The following is an 18169-nucleotide window of genomic DNA, read 5'->3' as shown; positions in this document are numbered from 1 at the left end:
TTTCTGCGCATTTCATACAAAAAACCTGCATGAGAACGCCCGGAATCAGCCTGTTAGCGGTCGTTGTCCCGCTGATCCTGGCCTAATGTATGATTCTCATACGCTTACTATCCGGAGCAACCAATTTTTCTGCCCTGATATACTCCCGGAAAGCGTCTGTCATCGTAATCCCGGTTTCTGTCCCGTTCACTCTCCCCTGCGGAAATGCCCCTCCGATATAGGAGATGGTATACCTGCCGTCTTTACGAAATTTACTGCCATCCTCCATGGTCACATCTGAAACCCGGCTTCCTTCCTCGCGGTCCAGACAGTAGGTAAGCCTTATGCCCGATACAGCAAATGGATGAAACCGTCCCGGCCCGCCATCCTGCTGCTCTTTTGCCGACGTCGCCCCATATTCTAACAGCGCCAGCAATTCATCCCCGGTCACAGAAACGCTCATACTCATAAGCGGCATATCCATCCTGACCTGAGTAATACGGGTTATGTCATCTTCTGTGACCGCGCCCTTGTAAAGCCTGGTCCGGATTCCCCCATAAGGATCATAGCCATTCACCTCTGATATCCCGATCAAGGCAATATCAGCGCCGGTCGCAGCTCGCAGGGCATCCGCTTTTAAGCATCCGGTCTGTACGACCGTGTAATCCTCTTTTGCCTCCCCGACCGCCTCCGCAGGCAATGCTCCCTGCTCCAGGACCCGGCTGCATTTATCCAATATCGCCTTACTGTCCGTCTCGCCCCGGATAAATGCCCCAATCTCAGTCTCCAGGACAGAAGAGAACATGTCGTAAGTAGGACGCATGATGTATCGTCCGCTCTCGATCTGCATACAGATTTGACCTAAAACCGGATCATCCGGAATCCCTGCCCCGACCGTGGACGGCATCATGCCGAGCTCATCCTCCATCAAAAGCTTCTGACCTTCTTCTGAAGCGATAAAACTCATTATTTCCATAACGGCCTTCAGTTTTGACTCATTGCCCGGCTGTTCCAGTTTATCATTGACGCCAAAAAAATACCCGAGATTCAATAGCCATCCCTGACCATCCGTCATGCTGAAGTGCGGCATAAAGCAGAATTCATCCGTCCCGCTTTCATTCAGCTTCTGGATGTGTTCGATCTCTCCGCTCCCTATGGCAACCTGCCGGCTTAACATTGCATCTAAATTCCTGCTGAACGGAACATCCAAGTCTTCCGGCCGGACTGCCCCTATGTCTATCATGCGGCGCAAATCCCGGAAAGCAGTTTCCATAGGTTCTAAGGAAACCGGTTCTCCCGCCATGAGCTGATTGTGCCAGATCTGTCCCTCCACCTGCGTCAGTGTGTCCAGAGCAGAAAAGACACTGTACTGATAGACCCGATAGCTCTGTGATGCAGAGTCAAAATAAGAATTTCTAAAGGCCCGGATGCCAGTCTTGTCAATATCCTGGCATAGCTCCAGAAACTCCTCATAACTTCCGGGGACTGTCCAGTTATTTTCCTCGAATAATGTTTTATTGTAAATATTACAGTTAAAACTCAAAGGCCCCGGAATAAGCCTGATATGACCGTCCTCATCTGCCTGAAGGATATTGGCATTAAAGTTGCCAGGAAAAACCTGTGAGGACAGATCTGCCAGGCAGCCTGACAGATCGATTTTCGGAATATGTCCCGCTTTCACCATGATGATGTCCCCGAAATCATCATGCTCTATACGGGCAATATGTTCGCTGATCCGGTACTGCCCTGTATAGCAGTCCTGCACCAGTCTGATCCCGGGAAACCTCGCCTCCACCTCCGCCGCAAAATGATCCAGTGTGGAATTACAGGTGATCGTTATGGTCATCCTGTCAGCTTCCGCTCGCGGCACTCCCAGCATGTCTTCATCGAACCTGGCTTCCTGCGCGGAGCAGCCCGCGAGCACCCCCAGCATAGCCAGCAGACATGCGCACATGGCTGCAGAAAATCCCTTTTTATGTTTCATCATGTTCTGCCTCTTTTCTGCGCTGCGGACCGCGCATTTCAAATTTCCTGATTTCTTTCATCATAAGATTAATGTCCAGAGGCTTTGCAAAATGCGCATTCATCCCTACACGTTTTGCCTGCACAATATCATCGGCGAACGCATCGGCTGTCATAGCAAATACCAGTACCTGACCCGCATCCTCCCGTTCCAGCCGCCGGATGGCTTTTGTTGCCTCATATCCATTCATGACCGGCATCTGTATGTCCATAAATATCATGTCATAATAGCCCACTGGTGAATGTGCAAAACGACCTACAGCCTCCTGTCCGTTACGTGCAGTTTCCACCGCAGCACCCAGATTGCTCAGGATCTCCTGGGCAATCTCCAGGTTTATTTCATTGTCATCTACCAGCAGAAGCCGTTTCCCCAAAAGAACATCCCATTCCAGTTCCGCCGGCGTCTGTTCCAGCCCACTATGTAAATAGTGCTTATGGATGTTGTGGTAGAGGGTTGACTTGAAAAACGGCTTTTGGATAAATCCGTTAATGCCGGCTTGGCCCGCCTCCACTTCTATGCCGGACCAGTCGTAAGCGCTGATGATGAGGATCGGAACTTCCTCACCCACAATCTCCCGGATCTCTCTGGCTGTATTCGTACCTTCCAGATCCGGCATCCGCCAGTCCAGAAAGATAATATTATAATCTTCGCCGTTCTTGGCTGCCTCCTTTGCCTTTTCAACTGCCTCTTTACCACCAAATGCAATATCTACCGCTGCACCCAGCTCCCGCAAATAACCCGCCGCCGAATAGCAGGTATCGGGATCGTCATCAGCCACCAATACGCGGATGGACGGCAGCTTCATCTCCTCAGGTGCTCCGGCAGTCAAAAGATCCAGCTCCACCGTAAATATGCTTCCTCTGCCCGGCTCGCTCTCCACGGAGATCGTACCCTCCATCATGGTCACGATCATCTTTGTGATAGCCAGGCCCAGGCCGCTTCCCTCGATTTTATCGATCCTGCTGTCCCGTTCTCTGGTGAAGGAAGTAAACAGATGCTCCTGAAACTCCCTGGATATGCCGATACCGGTGTCCGCCACTTTGAACACAAGATGAACAGCGCCTTCTTTATCTGACGGTTCTTCTGTCACGTCCAGGCTGATATGTCCTCCCTCCGGCGTGAATTTCACGGCATTTCCCAACAGATTGATCAGCACCTGGTTCATGCGGAGTGCATCAAACATCAGCCGCTCATGCCGGATATGATGGAGCCGGATATTAAATATCTGATTTTTCCCATGGACTGCAGGCTGGGTAATGCTCACCAGATTCTGCATCAGCTCCACCAGGGATGCGGTATCATAGTTCAAAACCATTTTGCCGCTTTCAATCTTGGACATATCCAGAATATCATTGATCAGGCCCACCAGCAGACGGCCGGACAGATCTATTTTCTTCAGGCAGTCTTTAAGCTTATCTGGTTCATTTATGTGCTCTCTGGCTATCCTGGTCATACCGATAATGGCATTCATCGGAGTCCGTATATCGTGGGACATATTGGATAGAAACTGGCTTTTAGAGCGGTTAGCGTTTTCCGCCGCCTTTCGCGCCGCCTCCTCTGCCCTGAGGATTTTCTTTGCCGAATCTGAATAGAGCAGGACATAGGCAATCACCACCAGCGCTCCGATCAGGAATATGCACACAGAAGTAACCATTGCCGAATGCATCAACCGGCCGCTGACCACTTCAACCGGCACCATTGTGACAAGCTGCCAGTCATCCACTCCTACCGGCGTATGATTCAAATAATACTCTTTATCCGTAAGGTGCACAGTCATCAGTTCCTGTCTCCCGCTGCGGATATTGTCCCGCAGTTCCCCAATGGATCCCTGCACGAACCTGTCTTTCTCAAGGCTGTTTATCATATTATAACCGGTGATAGCATTCTCCTGGCTGGTGCGGAAGAGAACAACCCCGTCCCGGTGGATGATGTACATCATTGCATTTCCGTCAAACGCCTGGATATCCAGCACATCAAAAAGATTCCGGCTGTTGTAGGTTATGCCCAGAGCACAGATCTTTTTCCCGCCAATGGTCTCGCTGTCTATAGGGATAAGAAATATAAGCCTGTCTTCCTCCGACAGCATATTATCCAATATAATGGGCTGCCTGTCCGTAAGCAGCTTCGTGGTGACCTCTTTGCTGGAAAGGAGCGAAACAGACCTCTCCCTGTCATAGTACATCGCGTCCTCATCCACCAGACATAAAGAGTCAAATCCAAAATCCTCTTTCTTCTGCTGAATATAACTGCTCACCGCCGACCAGTCTTCCCCTGATTCTATAAAACACTGATACAGCACATCCAACATATTCCACTGACCGCGGGACTGTTTCTCTATGGACGAGGCGATCTGCCTGGATAACTCATCCAGGTGCTGCGAGCCTTCCTCATATGTAGTCTGACGGATCAGCATGACATCAAAGATAAGAATGATCATTACGATGATTCCAAAACCTGCTATAAGAATTCTTTTCCAAAATTTCATCAAATATTTTTTCATATTTACATTTCCCATCTGCATTCTCAACTCCATAAACGTGGCGTATCCGCCATTGAGAGAAAATATGTCTTTTTCCATAGGATCGTTCCGTCATATACCTTATCTGCAATCTCCATATACCCCAGATTTTCACACTCCAGTATGACCTTTTTGTGCACAAACCGAAACATCGCTGAGGCTTTTTTAGAAAAGCCTGCTCCATCCCCCCGGATCAGGCACTCCACCGCTTCTACGGCCTGGCTTTGGATCATATAATTCTCTGCCGTCTTATGGTAAGAGACCAGCTTGGGGATGCAGCGTCCTATATGATAGTTCTTAGAAACAACCTGGTAGATCTCCTTCAACGAGGAATATGGAATATAGTCCGTAATAAATTCCAACAGTGTCATGGGCGTAAGCTGGTACAGATATTCCTCGTTCCAGAACCGCTGCAGTTTCTGCAATAATTCTTCTGCTTTATCTGCCGGGATCAAAGCGGCCGTATGTTCAACGACCCGGTCAACCGTTAAAGTCAGAAGTTCCAGGCTGTCCAAAAACCTCCGCAGATGACAGCCGATCATATCAGGAGAGATTTTTACGTTCTTAAGGGTATCTAAATCCATGGAAACATAGATACCGTCCCCCCGTTTCGTCGTGACCACTCCCCACTCCCTCAAAACCCGAATTGCCTTTGCGGTAGTATCGCTGCTGACATCGTACATCTTTTGCAGCTCTTTGTGGCTCGGCAGCCGGTCACCTGGCCCGTAACGCCCAATGGTGATCAGCCCCACAAGACTCATATACACCCGGGAATACCGTTCCTCCACGCTGCGCAGGCTTTGTTCCAGCCCGCACAGCCTGGCAGGGATCTGCGCATCCGGCATGATCCTGTAATGATTTTCAACCCCGTTGATACTACCGCCAGGACCATACAGGCCGGAAAATATCTCCATTAAAGCCTGTACTCCTCCCCCCTCTCCGGCTGCCGCCTGAACAAAATCCCGAAGCCCCTGCATATAAGCCTTCCGCAGCCTCAAAGAACACGGCAGCGGTTCTATATTAAAAAAACCCAGGCTGTCAACCGCCCGCAGGATCAGGTCATTACAATTCCGGGTCACAAAGAACCTCCAGAAGCTATGGGAAAGACGCCAGAACTCCGTACCATTGTCCGGGTCCATCCTTGCTATAATGGCTGCCGGTATCTCCCAGTCCTCTTTCTCACACAGTGCAACTCCCTGTACGATCACCGGATAGCAAAACAGACGCCCGGTATGGATAATGTCATTTAATGCATCTGTGGCGCCCTGCAGGTGTTCTGATTCACAGTTTTTGTCACCCGGTATGGCGCTTTTAACAATCGGGCGTTTTCTCTGGCTCACTTCAATCAGCCCGTCTTCGAGCAGCTCCTCCAGCACCCGGCGCACCGTTTTTTCCGACACCTGAAATTCTTTGCACAGCTCGGCCCGGGACGGAATGCTTTTGCCTACCGGAAGTAAGCCGCACTCAATTTGATTTCTTAGCAGTTGATAGATTCTTTTATAAAGTACAATGTCATTTTTCATGTGGCCTCCTGATTTATGTGGCCTTTTGATTTGTGTGGCTGCCTGGTTCGTATTTCCGCATGATGCAGGTGTGCCAACTTGGTACCTATACAGAATTATTATAATGGATGATAACTAGATAAGCAATCTATTTATTTACATCTGTCCTCTGTTCCTGCTGCCTCAACCACAGAAACGGCGTCAAAATGAAAACCATATTGCTTTAAATCGTTGTTTATCGTTTTCCCTTTATAATATCCATCGTAATTATAGTAAAAATCTGTTTTACCGTCCTCTTCTTCTGCATAAAAATAGGAGGAGTTCTGAGGCTTTTTACTTATTGCTTTCTCAAATGCCAGCCACTGTTTTAATGCTTGTGCCGTATAATATTCGGCATAAGACTGGTAATCCGCCAAATCAAAATCCGGCTCAAAGGTCCGGCTGGCTACACAAACCACGGCATATTTGCCATAGCGCAATGCATTGCCGTAAGAAGCTGTCCCGTAACGATTGTTCGGCATTTTATCATATGTCTTCCCTAACTTTTCCAAAAACTGATGGCAAAAATAACCGTACATATATTTTTTATACATCGATTTGTCTTGTATAAGTTCATGGAAGCTCTCCCACCGGAACAAATATTCATCTCCTGTTTTCCTTGCCTTTGACGCATCACCTGTCACACTGGCCACTACCCGCAGAAAAACCGAACGGTCAATAATCTGTTCCTTGTTAATATAGTTCATTGATAATCCGTCATGAAATTCTCCGCTTTTTCGATCATAAAAATACCCAAAATCTTCAAATATTTTTTCCTGCAGGTACACCTGTATTTCATCATTGGATCTGCGGTCTGCCTCTTTAACCTGAGATTGCTCATTGGTCGCCCTGGAAAGTTCCTCGATCAGCTTTAACCGCTCTTCCTTTGAATTATCCCCCGGAATTACCGTAATTACTTTTACCAGCACCTCTTTATTCTCAAACAACTCTGGATTCTCCGGGAATTCCCTGTAAATCTGTGCAAGCGTAAATGCTGTCTGACCGCCATTGATAATCTGTGGATTCGTAACAATAAGCTGAGCTGAATCTTTAATTCCTATCTGCGCATTGCACTGGGTATCATCCGATAAAATAGTTATACCATTATTATAAAGGGCAAATTCATTCGTTTCTCTCTCTACAATAGTTTTTTTAATTTTAGGATTCACCTGGTTTCCTTTCAGACTCAGATAACATCGCGGATTATATTTTAAAATGGAATTTTTATACTTATCAACTACTTTTGCAAGCTCTATAACCGGCACAAATACCACCGTGATCTTGCAGTCTGCATGCTTGGTCTCCACATAGTACCCGATCCTGCCCTCATTTCCCTCCTTATTTGCCAGAGACAGGCGAATCCGTATTTCATCCGCATCAAAATACGATCCGGTTACCACAGGAAATACCAGTTCCTTATAACACCTGGCATGGTCAAATACTTCCACCGGGTATCCGCCAGTCAGCCTTACCAGTTCTGATCTCCGGTATTCCTTCAAATTAGCCAGCAGTACTACCCGATATCTGTATCTGGCGATATCCTCAATCACACTTATCTTTTGCTTCATAGCAAGTATCTTGCCATTGTACTCATGCCCCTCTTCATCCTTTGATTCCCCTTCCAGAATCCGTCCCATATCCATGCACAGAATCTCATCCAGTTCGATTTTTTTCTGTTCAAAATTTTGCTGATTGGTTCGGAATTTTGACTGAATGAAGGTCACCTGCTTCTGTTCTCTATCAATGAAATATGCATCAATTCCACCGTCATATCCATCATCTGTAATATAATTTTCCCGTTCGTTAAACTCCACCAAACCATATTGAACCTTTAAAAACAGATGAATAAATGCCCTGGATCTGGCGTTGTCCAGCCTTTCCCGTTCATCCTCCGAAGGATAATACCGCCGGTATTGCGGTGGCGCTTCATATCTTAAATTATCTAATATGTTTACTAAAATGTCGTATTTCCCCATAATGTTTTCTCCTCTGTACAAGTTGAGTTCCAAATCTCATACCCCTGCCGCCTTGCCGAATCATACACTGGCTGCATATTTTTCTGTAAAATAAGGCAAAACTCCTCCCTGCTGTTGCCTTTGCGGTACAACTCCTGCCCGGCCCACAAAGAATGGAGATTGTCGCGATAACAGTCCTCATATAATTTCCGGATCCCCGCTTTTTCATGGATCAGTTCATAAAGCAGATACTGGTTTCCTGCGAAGCGTTTAAAATACGGCTCCCAATACGGGAGGCGGTTGCTCTTGGAGGAATTCAGAGAGGAATCCATCGGCATCAGGTTCCATAGCTCATCATTCATTACAAATGACCATGGAATAAAATGGTCCACATCATAATGTCTGGAGACTACCGGCTTCTCTGTAAACACATCCCGCACTTCCCGCAAATCAAGAATCCCCTCCCAAAGCTTCCGGACATGATTCAACTTGCGCATCTTTTCATCCATGGGAGCCAGCTTGTACACCAGTCCCGGTACCTCCGGATTGTTGTTCTGCAGCCACTTCACCTTTTCAAACTGAATCCAGCCCAAAATCGATACGGTATGATTCTGTATCATTTTGATCCATTCCGGCTGGAAATATATTTCCTTATTTAGCTTGCTCCCAGTCCCCAATGTATAAGGCAGCAGGACCACATCACGGTTGATCCACTCAATATATGCCGTCATGCGTTTTATACTGTTCCAGTCGGCTTTTATATCTGATTTTAAAAAGAAGCCTGCCAGCGCACGATAAGGGACCATGTTAGTCAACTGTTCTTTCGCGTCCTTCAGTTCTAAATTATGTATCTGAATCGCGTTTTTAATTTCCACTTTAGACGCATTGGCAGGCAGCTCACTCAGCTCCGTAAGACGGAGTACCGCCCGTTCCAAGCCGTCCTTGACCTCACCGGTCACCGGAAGGCCGCTTAAGTGGATGTGGAATTCCCGGACGGAGTACCATGCGTTGCAGATCATTTCATCTATGACTGCATCAAAAGTTGTCTCCGTCACACCTTCGGAGATCAACTGAACGATGGCTTCCAGCCAGTAGAATTTGTAGCAGTAGGACGGGTCCTTCATCATGTGGGAAAACCCCTCCAGATCCAGGGTACTGTGGTATTTATTGCTTATGGTTAGAGGGTATGTGGTTGGGATCGGGTCAAATTGTGTCATGAGCGTCCTCCTGTTTCTGACAGTATTCAATTCTAATCACCTAATGCCATCGCCATACCGTCAATCCCTGGAAATAGTGTTTCACTTGTAATATTCATTAGTTTCAATTCATGCCTTATATCATTATGAATCGATTTCGGTATTATTATCTTCATTAGTATACATTTTTGATTAATCAATTCACTTGAAATACCTTCGTTATCTAAACAATAAAACTCCGGCAAATCTTTTCTGAAACGATCCTCAGTTAATGAAAGATTATACTCAAAACTTTGTCGTCCTTCAAACGGTATGGCAAACAATCCTTGTTGTCGGAAAAGTCTTTCATGCATATAGTATGGCTCTATTAACATAACCGACGGACTCATAGTTTGCTCTTTTAAAACCATATTACAGAAGCTATGTATCTCATTATCAGTTGATAAATTCTGTTTAAACCTATCATCGTTCTTGTTAATCTCATCGATAATTTTTTTATTTATACAGTATAAAGCTGAGTCTTTTGTAGCGCCATGAGTTGCAAAATATAATGCTATATAATACGAGTATGAAAAATCCAATAATCTGGTTGGCGCACCATGATGCTGCATTAATGATAACCATTCTAACAAATCTCCATCAGCTGGCAGATTTCTAATATAGTTAAATGCCCGCCGCTTAAATTTATCTATTATTTCATTTTCTTTAAGTATAATTTCTCTAATATCTAAACATTCGTCATTTTTTTCACTTATTTTTCTTTCCAATGAGGTCTGCAATTTCCAATCACTATTGGATTGTCCTCTAAATACCCATCCCAATCTGTCATGCAATAATGTATTGCATTCCTGCCATGTATAAATTGTCTTCATGCAAAATGTGTACTTATTATCCATTATAGCTCCTCTCCTGCTAAAACTTCATGAAATTTCTCTTTTTATAATATTTACATTTTATTTCCTCATCAATTCGACGCAGACCTCGCAGTGTGTTGACATCCCAAACATATCACAGCACCGCACCTTCTCCAACTCATACCCTCTCTCCCTCAAATACTTCACATCTCTGGCCAACGTAGCCGAATCGCAGCTCACATACACCACCCGCTTCGGAGCCATCTTCACGATCGTATCCAAACACACCTTATCACAGCCTTTCCGCGGCGGGTCCACCACGATGACATCGGCATAAACCTGATGCTTTTCATACTGCTCCGGAAGCACCTCCTCCGCCTTACCCACGAAAAACTCTACATTATCCATGCCATTCAACGCGGCATTGGCGCGGGCATCCTCAATCGCCTGGGGTACAATCTCCACACCATAGACCTTTTTCGCCTTCTGGGCCAGGAACAGGGAAATAGTACCGATACCGCAGTACAGATCCCAAACCACCTCGCCGCCGGTCAGGCCGGCATACTGAAGCGCCGTCCCATAAAGCTTCTCCGTCTGAACCGGGTTTACCTGATAGAAGGACAGCGGTGAGATCCGGTACTGTACATTTCCAATATAATCCGTAATATATCCTGGACCGTATAGATCCACGATCTCTTTACCCATGATCACATTAGTCCTCTCCCGGTTGATGCTGCAGGAAACGCTCATCATACGGCATTCCGTCTCCGCGCCAAACAACCCAACCAGCCGCTCCACCAGCACATCCGCCGCCTTCAACTGCCCCACATTTCCATTCAGCACCAGACACACCATCAGTTCCCCGGTCCTAAACCCCTTCCGGATCAACACATGGCGCACCAGCCCCGTATGATTTTCCTCATCATATGGCAGCATCCCATACTTCTCCATATGCTCCCGGATACATTGCAAAATCACCTTATTTTCTTCCACCCCAAGCAGGCAGTCCTCACTCTCAATAATCGCATGAGTCCGGCCTGCATAGAATCCGGTGATCGTCCTGCCGTCCCGGTTCCTGCCAAATGGGAACTGGGCCTTATTGCGGTAACGCCACGGATCATCCATGCCGATTATCGGATACATCGGGATCCCACGCATACTTTCTTTGTTCCCCATAGCCTTCGCATCGGTCTCCCGGGAACTGTCCTGAATAACTTCCCGCAGTTCGCCATCCCGCGGCTCCCCATTCTCATCCACCAACACCAGATCCGTCACCCCGCCGATCCGCATCAGATTATTTTTCACCTTATTTTCCTTAAACCGGAGCTGCTCCTTATAATCCATAGCCTGCAACTGGCAGCCGCCGCACTGGCGGGCTACCGGACAGCGAGGTTCTACCCGGCAGGGCGAGGGCATGAGCACCTGCATCATACGGGCAAAACCGTAGGATTTCTTGGTCTTCATCACCTTTGCTTCCACCACATCGCCGATCACCGCATCCTTTATAAACCAGGTAAAGCCGTCGGTCTTGCCGATGCCCTCCCCGGTGTCGCTCATATCTTCTATTTTCACCTGAAAAATATCATTCTTCTTCCAGTCCATTACTTTTTCCTCCAGCACTATGCATGTTTCATTCTATTTATCAAGTATACCATCTACGCAGCAAATCGAACAGACGCGATTTCCCAGTTCTTAAGAGAATGTCAAAAAAAAGTTATATTTTCTTCCCAATTTTTCCAAATCCTTTAGAAACTCCTCAAACTTTGGACACATTTCTCCGGTATGATATAACCATGATGCAGGACAGACAAGAAAGACATCTTGGGGATGCATCACAGTAATGAACATAGCAGTTCGTTATGATACTTACCATAAATAGAGCCTGGCGGCAAACAGCGCGCAACCGTTGCCGGGTTCGTCTAACAAAAATACGTTCCCCCAGAACGTTTTACATATACACCATACAACATACAGATACCTCCTGAAAGGGACTGTTGCAAGAACCGGTTTAATTAAGATACCGATTTTTACAACAGTCCCTTTCTACGGTCTCCTGTTATATAATTTCCTGCTGCATCCGACCCTGCTCCCTGCTTTACCTACACCCGGAACACCTGATCCAGGCAACCATATGTAATACCGTTTTTGATCCGTGCCGCAATGTCGGGTATGGCCCCGCAGATATATTGTTCAGCCGCGCGTTTTTCTGCTGCGTTACCGGAAAATACACCAGTAAACAATCTATCACAAATGTATTGCAGATATCTTTCAAGCGTCGAACTTCCGGTCACTGAACTGCCCTCTCTTGACTCCTTATTTTCCCTCCATTTCTCCCAGCGTCCCTTCATTACCCCGGCAAATCCATCTGCAAGGATCTGGTACTCCTCCTGCGAATATCCAATCTCTTTCAGCGGTTTTTTCAACACCACATGTCCGATCAGATCCGGCAGCGAAAACGCTGGAGATTCTCGATCATGCCAGAAGGATCACCAGAATATGCCGTCAGGCTGCGCCGTACCCATTCCCGGTCAAAGCTTCGGAGAAATGCCTGCTCCCAGGCAATGCATCTCCCGTACTCCAGCACCGCGTCAATCCCAAAAAGGTCGCTAAGATCCTTAAGGATCGGATAATCCAGCGTCAATATGGTCTCCTGGGGATTGAACCGCGCATCATACCACTGTAAAAAACCCGGCAGGCCGCATGTCACTGTCTCCTCCAGACAACGGTTTCCATATGCATCAAAATTCTGGATAAGGCCATGATAGATGTCCCGCAGCCTGGCCGTTTTCCTTAGAACGATCTGATACCCCCGCTCATACGCTTCCCGGGCGCCCGCATTACGTTCCGGCATTCTCCTCACTGCTCCGGAAACTGCATCGGAATCTTGATCGGGATCCCGATCGAACTCCCGGCCTCGATCCCAATCCGGCTCCACCCACCCGTCACACTCACGAATACAGTACCTCACTGCTTCCATGAACTGCTGTGCTTTTTCGTAGGTGATGGAACTGCTGTCTCCGCCTGTATATTTCCCCGCTAACTCCGCTACCAGCTCCACCAACGCCTCTGACGGGTACGCTGCATCGCTTTCACCCTTTTCACGATCTGCATTCCCGCTGTTTTCATTCGGTTCCCTGCTCTCCTCACAGCTTCCCCTATGATTCTCGTACATATCTTCCCGCCCTCCGATTTTCTGTTATTTAAAACTTTGCTTCTGTATCTCCTGATTTTCCAGCGATCCGAAACTGTACTTCCTTGTGATCTCCTGCACCTTTTTTCTTCCCATTACTCCCAGCACAGCTCCCGCAGCGCTTCCAGGTACAATTCCCGGTCCCACCGTTTCACCTCGTCAAACTGTGCATACTCGCCACGCCCGCCGGAGCCTTCATAGCCGCGGTATCCGGCGCGGATGGCCTGGGCAAAGATATCCAGGCAGGTACCCTCCAGATAGTCCAGATCGCCGGAGCATATACTCTCGAACTGCTCCTTCATAAATGTGATCAGCTCATCATCTGTCACCTCATCCATCGTTTCATTTTTATACAGGTAAAATATCTCCTGCAGACGGGCCAGCGTATCCACATACGTGTCCTGGCTGATGTAGGCCGAATCGCAGAATGCATAGACCAGCTTTGGCAGTATCCCCTCGCCGAATTCCACTCTGCGCTCCTGCTTCAGACTGTTTCTGCGCTCGGAGACCAGCAGCCGCGTGTCCGCTTCACTCAGCTCCAGACCGTACTTCTGTGTAAAAGCATTCGTCTTGAGCAGCGCGGCGGTCTGCCCCTGCAAAACCAGCAGTTCCATCCAGTTTTTCTCTCCCATATACGTCCTCCTTCTCAATTGGAAGACTGATTATAGCACGCCCGCAAATCTTTTACCAGCCTTGTATTTTGGGCATTTTTGTGGTATAGTATAGACAGTGGAAAGCACAATATATGCGGCATGGTCAGAACTGACCGTGCCGTTTTCCAATATTTCCCTACTACTCAAAAATGGACCTGTTTTGTTAATATACAGAGGTTTAGAGCCCCTGCAACCACTGGTTGACAGATTGCAATGCCCGGATGGTAGCATGGAAACTGCATTTTCTGTTAACATGGGATTATCAAATCAAGGAGGTGTCTGTAATGAATCTGGCAGACAGGATACAATACTTACGAAAATCAAGAGGGATATCGCAGGAAGAACTTGCAGATAAGATCGGCGTTTCTCGGCAGGCTGTTTCTAAATGGGAGAGCAGTCAGAGTTCTCCGGATATTGAAAAGATCATTCTGCTGAGTGAATACTTTAATACCACGGCGGATTATCTTTTAAAGGGAACGGAACCGAAGGAAAACGAGACAAAAAACCAGGAAGATACCAGGCTCCGGCGGGACGCCCTGTTATTCTCAGTTATCGGAACAACCATCAACGCGATCGGATTGATTGAAGCAATCACCATCTGGATGGATCGGCAGATAGCTTATTCTGTATTTGCAGGGCTTACTGTCATGGCGGTCGGCACTATGACCTTTGCAGTGGGCCAGATGGCCGGCTTCCGGAACAGAAAACGCGCCAGAACGCTGTTTGCTCTGATCAATGTATGGCTGCTGACGCTGATGCCCTTGTCTTGCTGCTTCAATATCCTGGATGGACTGCTGGGTGGTTTTACAGGCAGGATCTCACCGCTTCCGGGCCTGGGGAATTCTTACGTCACATTTGGGTTGTGCTGGCTGTTTTATATTGTGTTCTGTACGGTCATTGACGTCGTCATCATCAAGCGCAGGAGCCGTGATATGAACTGACTGCACCTGTGCTGGACGCAGCGGCCATTTTATTTGGCAAAAAGGCTTAGGGTCAGACGCAGGTCGCTCTCCGCCTGTTTCATCAGATCATACCCGTAATCGTGCAGGCACCAGTCAAGGATCGTCCCTCGTCCGATGCGAAGCAGATGTCCTGTCACTTCTTCAGCATCTGCAGAAGCATCCAGACGGCCCTCCTTCTGCGCCTGCTTTACATAATTCAGAACGGCCTGATAATATGGGCGTTCTTTTTTTGTGATGTAATTATTTTCGATCGAGAGCTGAGAAATGTACAGCTCCTTGGCAAAACCGGAACCGTTATCAAATACATATCTTGTCAGGCTGAGGATGATATGGAGTATCATCTTCAGCGGATCTGCCTCTGTGGAATGCTCAAGTTCTTCCTTAAGCTCCTCATCGTAAGACATGAAACCCTGTGTGATCAAATCCTCCTTGGATGTGTAGTGATGGTAAAAGGCGCCTGTAGAGACACCGCTCTTCTGGCAAAGCTTCCGTATGGTCAATGCAGGATATCCGTCTTCACGTATGATCTGGTAGGCAGTATACAGAAGCTTCCGTTTGGTTGATATTGCCTGCTCTGCTCGTTTCGTCATATTCTCACTCTTTCTGAACTTTATAGATACCGCTATTATAGCGCATTTGATAAAGACTATCAAAAGATTTTAAAATTATATTTTTCTTCATAAACATTCTTTCATAAAAATTCTCAAGAAGGTTGACAAGGATAAGCTCAAATGCTACACTGTGTTTACAGAACATTGTTCGGCGAACATTGTTATTTAAAAAGGAGGTTGAGAAATGGAGGAGAAGTATTCGGCTCTTTTTGAGCCGGCCCACATTGGAAAGCTGAAGCTCAAGAACAGGATGGCTATGGCGCCAATGGGCCCGATCGGTTACGCAGACCCGCATTATGCCTATAATCAGCGTTTACAGGATTATTATGTAGAGCGCGCAAGGGGAGGCATCGGGCTGATCATCACCGGCGTCACTACGGTGAATGTAGACGTGGAAGGGATTGGCTCTCCAGGCCTGCCATGTGTGACAAAGAACCCCAGTGCGTTTGTACACAACGGGAATCAGATGAATGAGCAGATCCATGCATACGGGGCTAAGATCTTTTTGCAGATGACAGCCAATGCCGGGCGCAGCACGATGCCGGGTATGGTCAAAAACTATATTGCCCCTTCTGCCCAGGGAAACCGTTTCGATCCTTCCCTGCAGCACCGTGAGATGTCAATAGAAGAAATAAAACAGTATACCACGGATTTCGTAAAAGGCGCCATGATCGCCAGGCGGGCAGGATTTGACGGGGTTGAGATCCATGCGGTACACGAGGGATATCTCCTTGACCAGTTTGCGATCGCCATCTACAACCACAGAACGGATGAATACGGGGGCAGCCTTGAGAACCGTCTCCGCTTTGCCACCGATATTGTCAAAGGGATCAAAAAGGCGTGCGGGAATGATTTTCCGGTGTCTCTGCGTTTCAGCCTGAAAAGCTGCATGAAGGCCCTCCGCCAGGGCGGCCTGCCCGGGGAAGTTTATGAGGAAGCGGGCCGGGATATTGAAGAAGGCATCGCTGCGGCGAAGATCCTGGAAGCGGCCGGCTATGACGCGCTCAATGTTGACGCCGGAACTTATGACTCCTGGTATTGGAACCATCCGCCCATGTATTTTGAAGAAGAAGGGATGTACCGCCCGTTTGGCGAGATCCTCAAGAAAGAAGTGGACATCCCCATCATCCTTGCCGGCCGCATGGAGAATCCTGACATAGCCGTGGAAGCCCTGGGCAGATCCTGCGATATCGTAGAATATGGACGCCAGCTGCTGGCTGACCCCGAATACCCGGAAAAGCTCCGCACAGAACGCCTGGATGAGATCCGCCCCTGTCTTGGCTGTCATGAAGGCTGTCTGGGAAGGATCTCCCGGGGGCCAATCTCCTGCGCAGTGAATCCCGCCTGCGGCAGAGAGAATATCTACGGCCTTTCTCCGGCAGCGGAGAAAAAGAAAATACTGATCGTCGGAGGCGGCGTGGCGGGCTGCGAGAGCGCCCGTGTTCTGGCAGAACGAGGCCATGAGGTCCAGCTCCATGAAAAAAGCGGAAAACTTGGCGGGAATCTGATCCCCGGCGGCATCCCAAGCTTCAAACACTATGATCACGAGCTTGTAAAATGGTACGAGCGCCAGCTAATGCTTCTGCACGTCCAGGTATCCTTAAACAGCGAGCTCTCAGAACAGGATATCCGAAACAGCGACGCCGACGTGATCATTACGGCAACCGGTTCTTCTCCCATTGTCTTACAGCAGGAGGCATTGAAAAACACAGTCGTTGCAGACGATGTCCTGATGGGACGAAAGTCCGCCGGAGACAGGGTTGTCATGATCGGCGGAGGTCTTGTGGGATGTGAAACAGGTTTGTGGCTGGCAAAGCAGGGAAAACAGGTCACAGTGGTGGAGATGCAGCCCCAGATCCTTGGCGGGCCGCACGGCATGCCGTTCATGAACTACAGTATGCTGACAGACCTGATGAAATATCATGAGGTAAAAGTCCTGACCAATGCCTGTGTAAAGGAGATTGACGGCACAAATGTCCTCGTCACACAGGGTCAGGAAGAACTGACGCTCCAGGCGGATACCGTGATCTCCGCGGTTGGCTACCGGTCCGAGAACAGGCTGTATGAACGCATCAGGGATTTAAAGAAACCGGTTTACAACATCGGCGATTCCGCTCAGGTACATAATATTATGTATGCCATATGGAACGCTTACGAAATCGCGAGAAATATTTAAGAGCTTGACATGATAGAAAGGTGGTATTTTAAATGAGTCATAAATATGAGCATCTGATCGTAAAAGATATCCAGTGGGTAGAGAGTCTTCCGGATCATGAGGGATCCATCGGCGGCAGGGGATTTCCGGTGTTGATGAACGGGGACCTGGTGCCCGAAGCAAAGGCCTGGGTATGTCCCACCATGTTCCAGATAACCAAAAGACAATCAGACATCGTAGCCAGCGGAAAGGCCCCCAAGGCAACTCCGCACATTCATGATGGGGATGAGATGTATCTGATCCTGGGGGATAAGGGAGCCGTGGAGTACCGGATCACCCTGGGGGATGATGTGTATCTGCTGGAATCCCCCTGCTGTGTCTATATTCCGGCCGGACTTCCCCATGCCATAGAACCGGTAAAGTATACGGAAGGCGCCTATGGCGGTTCCTGCCAGATCTATCTGGATCGGGAGTACATCACAAAACCGGTCCCATCATCCAACGAATAAGGCCCGGTCACAAAAACTCTTAA

Annotated in this window: 14 protein-coding genes; 3 read left to right on the top strand and 11 right to left on the bottom strand. The window is 48.0% G+C overall.

Annotated elements, in window-relative coordinates:
- Positions 1-82: 82 nt before the first annotated feature.
- The 10 genes from AB1I67_RS06745 to AB1I67_RS06700 all read right to left on the bottom strand — a co-directional run bounded on the left by AB1I67_RS06745 (position 83) and on the right by AB1I67_RS06700 (position 13888).
- Positions 83-1966, bottom strand: coding sequence for an extracellular solute-binding protein (locus AB1I67_RS06745; protein ID WP_367029039.1), 1884 nt, complete (start codon positions 1964-1966; stop codon positions 83-85).
- On the bottom strand, positions 1953-4439 hold the full coding sequence (locus tag AB1I67_RS06740) for a response regulator (protein ID WP_367029038.1): 2487 nt from the start codon (positions 4437-4439) through the stop codon (positions 1953-1955). The genes AB1I67_RS06745 and AB1I67_RS06740 overlap by 14 nt, the downstream gene beginning before the upstream one ends.
- A gap of 86 nt (positions 4440-4525) precedes the next feature.
- Complete coding sequence (locus AB1I67_RS06735; protein ID WP_367029037.1) at positions 4526-6043, bottom strand: GntR family transcriptional regulator; 1518 nt, start codon at positions 6041-6043, stop codon at positions 4526-4528.
- A gap of 131 nt (positions 6044-6174) precedes the next feature.
- Positions 6175-7509 (bottom strand): AIPR family protein, encoded by a 1335-nt coding sequence (locus AB1I67_RS06730; protein WP_367029036.1) that lies wholly within the window; start codon positions 7507-7509, stop codon positions 6175-6177.
- A 506-nt stretch (positions 7510-8015) separates the two neighbouring features.
- Complete coding sequence (locus AB1I67_RS06725; protein ID WP_367029035.1) at positions 8016-9233, bottom strand: HNH endonuclease domain-containing protein; 1218 nt, start codon at positions 9231-9233, stop codon at positions 8016-8018.
- A gap of 32 nt (positions 9234-9265) precedes the next feature.
- Entirely contained in the window at positions 9266-10108 is an 843-nt protein-coding gene (locus tag AB1I67_RS06720) for an FRG domain-containing protein (RefSeq protein WP_367029034.1), read from the bottom strand.
- A gap of 57 nt (positions 10109-10165) precedes the next feature.
- Entirely contained in the window at positions 10166-11668 is a 1503-nt protein-coding gene (gene rlmD, locus AB1I67_RS06715) for a 23S rRNA (uracil(1939)-C(5))-methyltransferase RlmD (protein ID WP_367029033.1), read from the bottom strand.
- Positions 11669-12165: 497 nt separating this feature from the next.
- A complete protein-coding gene (locus AB1I67_RS06710; RefSeq protein WP_367029032.1) occupies positions 12166-12489 on the bottom strand; it encodes a hypothetical protein in 324 nt (107 codons plus the stop codon).
- Between the two features lie 14 nt (positions 12490-12503).
- A complete protein-coding gene (locus AB1I67_RS06705) occupies positions 12504-13238 on the bottom strand; it encodes a DUF6179 domain-containing protein (RefSeq protein WP_367029031.1) in 735 nt (244 codons plus the stop codon).
- A gap of 113 nt (positions 13239-13351) precedes the next feature.
- Complete coding sequence (locus tag AB1I67_RS06700; RefSeq protein ID WP_367029030.1) at positions 13352-13888, bottom strand: DUF6323 family protein; 537 nt, start codon at positions 13886-13888, stop codon at positions 13352-13354.
- A 305-nt stretch (positions 13889-14193) separates the two neighbouring features.
- Here AB1I67_RS06700 and AB1I67_RS06695 point away from each other — a divergent pair, with 305 nt between their 5' ends.
- Positions 14194-14850, top strand: a complete 657-nt coding sequence (locus AB1I67_RS06695) for a helix-turn-helix transcriptional regulator (protein WP_367029029.1) — start codon at positions 14194-14196, stop codon at positions 14848-14850.
- 29 nt (positions 14851-14879) lie between these two features.
- On the opposite strand, the gene AB1I67_RS06690 is transcribed toward AB1I67_RS06695, so the two are convergent.
- A complete protein-coding gene (locus tag AB1I67_RS06690; RefSeq protein ID WP_367029028.1) occupies positions 14880-15461 on the bottom strand; it encodes a TetR/AcrR family transcriptional regulator in 582 nt (193 codons plus the stop codon).
- Positions 15462-15666: 205 nt separating this feature from the next.
- On the opposite strand from AB1I67_RS06690, the gene AB1I67_RS06685 reads away from it, so the two are divergent.
- Positions 15667-17658 carry an FAD-dependent oxidoreductase gene (locus AB1I67_RS06685; RefSeq protein ID WP_367029027.1) on the top strand — a complete coding sequence of 664 codons (1992 nt, stop codon included), beginning with the start codon at positions 15667-15669 and terminating at the stop codon, positions 17656-17658.
- 32 nt (positions 17659-17690) lie between these two features.
- Positions 17691-18146: a hypothetical protein gene (locus AB1I67_RS06680; protein WP_367029026.1), complete on the top strand. Its 456-nt coding sequence runs from the start codon at positions 17691-17693 to the stop codon at positions 18144-18146.
- Positions 18147-18169: the final 23 nt, after the last annotated feature.

The organism is Clostridium sp. AN503 (assembly GCF_040719375.1).
GTDB lineage: Bacteria > Bacillota > Clostridia > Lachnospirales > Lachnospiraceae > Brotaphodocola.
This window is presented reverse-complemented; position numbering and strand designations above follow the sequence as displayed.